The following is a 5,780-nucleotide window of genomic DNA, read 5'->3' on the forward strand; positions in this document are numbered from 1 at the left end:
ATGCGTCAATGCACTAGCATCGCCCGAGCCCTCGGGAGATCGCCATGCCACAGCCTCCGCGCCGACCGCGCCGGTCGGATCCGCAGCTCGACCTCGGCCTGACGCAAGAACCGTCGATGCTGACGCCGCCGGCCTGGAGCGCTCTGCCGACGGCGACGCAGCAGACCCTCACCCGTCTGCTGACCCAGCGCAACGCACATCCACGCGACCGGCCAGACGGCGCGATGCTTTGCGATGAAGGCGAACTTCATATCGCATCCCTCGCGAAGTATGCGGCGGCCTTTCCTAGGATGTCACGCTCCGCCTTCAGACGAGCGACCTCCTTGCGCAGCCGATCGATCTCGATCTGCTCGGGCTTCATCTGGCCCTGACCAGGGAAGGCATGGTGCGGATCGGCCGCCGCCTGCTTCACCCACCGGTGCAGCATCGTCTCGTGAACGTCGAGGTCGCGCGCGGCCTGCGCGACACTGACACCACGTTCGCGAAACAAGCGAACCGCCTCGATCTTGAACTCACTCCCGAACTTGCGACGCTGCATGGAGCACCACCGGCTTCACCATCACACCTAAACCGGGTGTCCGTGAAACCGGCAGCAGGCCAGTTGCGCAGTGCGGCCGGTATGGCAGCCTGAAACTGGGCAGTGCCGGCTTCCGCGCGCTCCAGTCCGACAACGTGACACCTGGGCCTGGGACCCGGCCAATCTCGGCGAAGGGCGCTTCGGGTATGGTTCCGATGGGCGAAGCGCACTTCGTCCGGAGCGACCACTCTCCAGGCAAATTTGTATTTAAATCAATATTTTGAGGCATGGCATGCCGCTTGCGCAAGCTCTCCCGACCACCGCTCGGGGCCCGCAGCGGAAGGTCGGGAGACTGACCCATGGCAAGCCGCCTTCTCGCCTATGATCCGGAGCTTGAGACCTTCGAGGGCGAGACAACCACCCCGCCGCCGCACGGCCGCGAGACCTTGCGCGAGATGGCGCGGGCGACGACGCTTCTGGAGTTGCGCGCCGTCCCCGCCCTCCGCGCTTTCCTGTGCGAGGCGGCCCGCGAAGCAACCCGAGAGGTGGGGACGGTGGGTTCGCCCGCGGCGCTCGCCGCCGCGGTCCAGCGGCTTGAAGCCGCGATTGTCGCCGCGTTGCGGGTGACGCCACCGCGCCGGCGCCCCGGGCCGTTCGGCGCCACGCTCGGCAGCCACCTCGTCGCCATCGCAGGCTCCCGCCTTGGCCTGGAGCTGGAGGGCCTGAGCCGCGAGGACCAGGAGTTCCAGATCGCCCGGCGCCTCGTGCGCTTCGTCGAGGCGGCCTTGCGCGGCGCGGTGCGCGCCGCCGAGCCCGATCCGGAGGAGGCCGCGCGCCGGGCGCTCGCCGCCGCGGCGGCGCGCCTCGCCCCGGGCCTTGTCCATCCCCCGCCGCGGCTTCCAAGCCGCGCCCCGACGCCCGCGCGGTCGACAGGCGTCCCGCCCGCATCGCCTGGGCGTGCCCCCTTTCCCCCCGCCCACCGTAGGTGAGGCGATCATCGCAGGAGGCAGACATGCACAACATCGACCGCAACATGCTGGAGTACAGCCACGAGGGCGAGACCTTCGAATCCGAGCAGTTCGAGTGGCCTCAGGGCGAAGCCGCCTTCGGCCAAGACGAGGGCTGGTTCGCCGAGTACCAGGGCGAGAGCGAGGGCGAAGGCGAGTGGGGCTTCGAGGTCTTCTCCGAGCAGGAGATGATGGAGCTTGCCGGCGAACTGCTCGAAGTTCAGAGCGAGGAAGAGCTCGACCAGTTCCTCGGCAGACTCATCCGCAAGGCCGGCCAGGCGGTTGGCAGCGCCATCCGTTCCCCCATCGGCCGCGCCCTCGGCGGCGTGCTCAAGGGCGTGGCGAAGAAGGCCCTGCCGCTCGCCGGCACCGCCCTCGGCACGGCGGTTGGCGGCCCACTCGGCGGCATGATCGGGCGCGGGCTGGCCACCGCCGCCGGCTCGGCGCTCGGCCTCGAGCAGGAGATGATGGCGCAGGAGGACCGGGAGTTTGCCGGCGCGACACAATTCGTCAAGCTCGCCGGCCAGACCGTGCAGCAGGCTGTGAACGGCGGCGGCGATCCGCGCCAAGCCGCGCAGGCCGCGGCGGTCGAGGCGGCGCGCAGACACGCCCCGGGCCTTCTGGCGGCGCACCGCAGCGGCGCGAGCGCGGGCGGCGGCCAGTCCGGCCGCTGGATCCGGCGTGGCAGCCGCATCGTCCTGCTCGGCGTGTAGACGGGCGCCGCCATGGCCCTTCCGCCCCTCGCCCGCTCGATGCTGCGGCAGGAGACCCGAGCCCTGCTCGGTCGCCTGGCGCGGATCAAGCCCTTCGCTCTTCAGGAGACGATGCTGCCGGCGGCGGCGTTGCTGCCGCGCGCGCAGAGCGCCGTCGAGCGGTTTCTCGTCGCGGGGCGGCGCGAGCTGCGCGCGCTCATCGAGGGCTATCTTGCCTGGATCGACGGGCCGGCGGGGCGTGCGGCCACGCCGGAGGAGGCGCATCGCCGCTTCGTGCTGCTGCGGCTGCGCTTCAACGTCGTGCTGACCCAGTTCGACCTGTTCGCGGACGTCATCACCCAGCGCAGCGAAGCGGAGACGGGCGTGTGGCTCGGCGGCCTCGACGTGCTGGCGGGCGACGCCCTCGCCCTGCCGGGCGTCTACGAGCCGCCGCCGATCATCTGCTACCTTGACCGCGACTTCGGCGCGGCCATCCGGCGGGCCCGCACCCGCCTGCCCGGCGGGGGCGACAACCCGGTGGCGATCGTGCGCATGCCGCGCGAGCGCATGGTGGGCAGCGGCATCGCCTCGTCGCTGGTCCACGAGGTCGGGCACCAGGCGGCCTCGCTCCTCGACCTCGTGCCCTCCCTGCGGGCCGCGCTGCAGCAACGGCAGCGGGGCGGCCAGGCGGAGCGCCTCGCGTGGGGCCTGTGGGATCGCTGGATCTCCGAGATCGTCGCCGACCTCTGGTCGGTGGCGCGGGTGGGGGTCGTCTCCACCATGGGCCTGATGGCGGTGGTGGCTCTGCCGCGCCCCTTCGTCTTCCGACTCAACCTCGACGATCCGCATCCCATGCCGTGGCTGCGCGTCAAGCTCAGCGCGGCGATGGGCGAAGCGCTCTACCCCCACCCGCAATGGCGGCGCCTCGCCGCCCTGTGGGAGAGCTACTACCCGCGGGTGGGCCTGCCGCCGCAGGTCGCCGCCGTGATCAACGCCGTCGAGGGAGCCATGCCGGCCTTCGTCGCGCTGCTCGCCGACCACTGCCCGCCCCGTCTGCGCGGCGCCTCACTGCGCGAGGCGCTGGAGCTCGGGCCGCGCCAGCCCGCACGGCTTGCCGCGCTCTGGCGGGCCTGGAACGCCGAACCGGCGGGCCTTTACCGCGCTCGCCCGGCTCTCGTCCTTGCCGTGCTCGGCCAAGCGCGCGCCGATGGCCGGCTCGACCACGAGGACGAGGCGGCGCTCATCGCCAAGCTGCTCACTTTCTGGACCCTGCGGGCGACCGTGAACACCACGGCCCTTTGCGCCGAGGCCGCCGTGCCGCCCGCCCTGGCCGCCTGATCCCGAAATCCTGCGAGAGGAGATGACGATGGCCAAACTACCTCCCAAACCGAACTTCCGCTTCCTCTTCCGCAACGAGGAGGCGCCGAACCAGCTCGTCGCGCCGGGAGACACGCTGCCCATCACCGTGGAGTTCACCCCGCCGCCCGCCACCAAGCTCGACGACTGGGTTCTGACGCTCGACACGCCGACAATTCCCAGAAACATCTCCGTTGTCTCGCAGTCGACCGAAGTCGACGCGGCAGCCGGCGTGATCCGGAGTACCGTCTCTTGGACGTTTCCCCGGGACAGCAACCCCGTCCCGCTCGAAGTGAAAGCCCGAGCGGAGGATCGGGGAGCCGGTCGGATCAGCGAGCTGACCGCCGCGGTTCCGGTCTTCCTGGTGCAGAACCTCGATGAGGCGCTCCAGGTGACGCACGTGGACGAGAGGGCGAGCGAGCGTCTTCAACTTCCGCGCCGCTCCCATGTCCGGATCCGCCATTCCGGGTTCGCCGGCGGGTTCAACGCCTTCAACTTCACGCCTGTCTGGGACGGTCTCGACCCTGCGAACCTCGTGAAATCGCCGGTGGAGACCGAAGCCTTCTTCCTCCCGATGCCCGCGCAACCCGTGCCGATCGCGCTCTCCATCGAAACGCAACGGGGCGAACCGCTCTACTTTCGGGGCGACAGCGCGTTCGCGGCCCAGGCGCTGATCGAACCCCCAGCCACGCCGCGACCGCCCGGCGAGGTCGTGCGGGTGGCGCTTCAGCGGACCAACGCCGTGATGACCCGGGATGCGGTCGTCAACAACGCGATCCGAGCCTCCGCCCAGGCGATGTCGAGCAGCCGGTACTTCCAGTTTATCGACCGCGTGTTCTGCGGCGACGGCCCCCTCGCCGGTCCGCAGCAGGCGCGTCTCGCGGAGCTGCGCCAATGGTCCCGTCAGACCGATGCCTACGTCGGCGGGGTCAACGCCTACGAGATGCTAAGGACCGCCACGCAGGTGTTCCTGCTGATGAATTGCGGCGTCGCCCTCGATGCTGACGCGTTCCGCGGCACGGCGGATGAGGACGGCGCCCGGCTCGGCGAGTATGTCAGCCCCGAGGAACTCTCGTCGCGGATCAGGGGCTACCTTGACCTGTCGAGCGGCCGCCTGCCCTACATCCAGCGGATCGTCGACACGGCCTTCTCGGATCGCGACGGGGCCAGCCGCGGTCTCCTGTGCCACGGCCTCATCGCCTCGCGCATCGACGCACCCTGCCTCGTCGAGCTGTTCTGGTCGTACTGGCACGAGGAGGGCATGCTCGTGCAGACCCTCAACGCGATCAGCCGACGTTTCCAGAACGTGCGGGCGCCGGGCGGGCGCGACCCGCTCGCGCATCTCGAAATCGATCCGCTGCGGCCCCTCAATGGCGTGCTGTGGGGCTACATCCAAGATGAATGGAACCGCCTGTCGGTCCAGCGCCGGGCCTACGAGTACGATCACCAGTACGGGCTGCCGATCTACGGCCGCGCCGTGCCGGGCTTGCGCCCCGCCGACAGCCGCTCCAAGTTCCTGGAGGCGTTCCACAACCTCCTGCATCGCACCTACGTCTTCTACAAGGAGGACAGCGACACGACGGTGATCGCCGACGGCTATCCCCTGCTCAACTCGCTCAGGGAGGTGCACCTCCTCCTGGCCCAGGGCGCCCACAACCAGTTCGGCGACCTGCCCTGGACGGCCCGGGTCGAGATGCTCATGCAGCAATGGATCCTGGCGCGCCCGGAGATGCGCGACTTCCTCCAGAGCCGGCCAATGGTGCCCTATACCGAGCGCTGGATGCCCGCTGTCGACACGATGAAGTCCCTCCAGGGCTGGTCCGACGTCACGGTGACGCATTTCCGTGACCTCGGCGTCTACGGCGAGCAGATCCTGCTCTCGGTGCGCTGGGGCGACTGGATCGGGATCAACGACGAGAACGCGGCCAAGAACTGGGCTCGTTACTGGCGCCCAGAGATCCAAAGTTACATCCATGCCTACCGCGCCGTGACGGGTGCGGATCTCAGCAACCCCGAGGGCGTCGACTTCACGCCGCCTTCCGTGCACCTGCGCAAGCGCCTCGCGCTCCAGCGGGCCCGCTGAAGTGCCCCCGCGGGCCGCCCGCGCGACCGAGCGGCTCCGGCCTTCGCGGCGGGTCCTGCCCGCCGCCCACTCCCTCCTGACCCGGCTGCGAGCCCCTGCGGGCGAGCCGGGTCAGGAGGGAGTGG

At 70.1% G+C, this 5,780-nt stretch carries 4 protein-coding genes and 1 pseudogene; 4 read left to right on the forward strand and 1 reads right to left on the reverse strand.

What is annotated here, in order from left to right; translation table 11 throughout:
- Nucleotides 1-178: 178 nt before the first annotated feature.
- Nucleotides 179-538: pseudogene (locus MFF61_RS28145) on the reverse strand (transposase); the annotation flags it as partial.
- A gap of 338 nt (nt 539-876) precedes the next feature.
- On the opposite strand from MFF61_RS28145, the gene MFF61_RS28150 reads away from it, so the two are divergent.
- The 4 genes from MFF61_RS28150 to MFF61_RS28165 are packed head-to-tail and all read left to right on the forward strand — an operon-like array spanning nt 877 to nt 5,655.
- Entirely contained in the window at nt 877-1,506 is a 630-nt protein-coding gene (locus tag MFF61_RS28150; RefSeq protein ID WP_238241001.1) for a hypothetical protein, read from the forward strand.
- A gap of 23 nt (nt 1,507-1,529) precedes the next feature.
- The gene (locus MFF61_RS28155; RefSeq protein WP_238241002.1) at nt 1,530-2,237 is read left to right on the forward strand and encodes a hypothetical protein; all 708 of its coding nucleotides are present in this window, start codon (nt 1,530-1,532) and stop codon (nt 2,235-2,237) included.
- 12 nt (nt 2,238-2,249) lie between these two features.
- Nucleotides 2,250-3,554: a hypothetical protein gene (locus tag MFF61_RS28160; protein ID WP_238241003.1), complete on the forward strand. Its 1,305-nt coding sequence runs from the start codon at nt 2,250-2,252 to the stop codon at nt 3,552-3,554.
- 28 nt (nt 3,555-3,582) lie between these two features.
- Nucleotides 3,583-5,655, forward strand: coding sequence for a hypothetical protein (locus MFF61_RS28165; RefSeq protein ID WP_238241004.1), 2,073 nt, complete (start codon nt 3,583-3,585; stop codon nt 5,653-5,655).
- Nucleotides 5,656-5,780 lie beyond the last annotated feature (125 nt).

Origin of the sequence: Methylobacterium isbiliense (assembly GCF_022179325.1) — a bacterium.
In the GTDB taxonomy this organism is placed as follows: domain Bacteria; phylum Pseudomonadota; class Alphaproteobacteria; order Rhizobiales; family Beijerinckiaceae; genus Methylobacterium; species Methylobacterium isbiliense.

Bases quoted from the DNA above. Each gene is read 5' to 3' on its own strand.
- MFF61_RS28150 (WP_238241001.1), top strand. From the start codon at position 877: ATGGCAAGCCGCCTTCTCGCCTATGATCCGGAGCTTGAGACCTTCGAG.
- MFF61_RS28155 (WP_238241002.1), top strand. From the start codon at position 1,530: ATGCACAACATCGACCGCAACATGCTGGAGTACAGCCACGAGGGCGAG.
- MFF61_RS28160 (WP_238241003.1), top strand. From the start codon at position 2,250: ATGGCCCTTCCGCCCCTCGCCCGCTCGATGCTGCGGCAGGAGACCCGA.
- MFF61_RS28165 (WP_238241004.1), top strand. From the start codon at position 3,583: ATGGCCAAACTACCTCCCAAACCGAACTTCCGCTTCCTCTTCCGCAAC.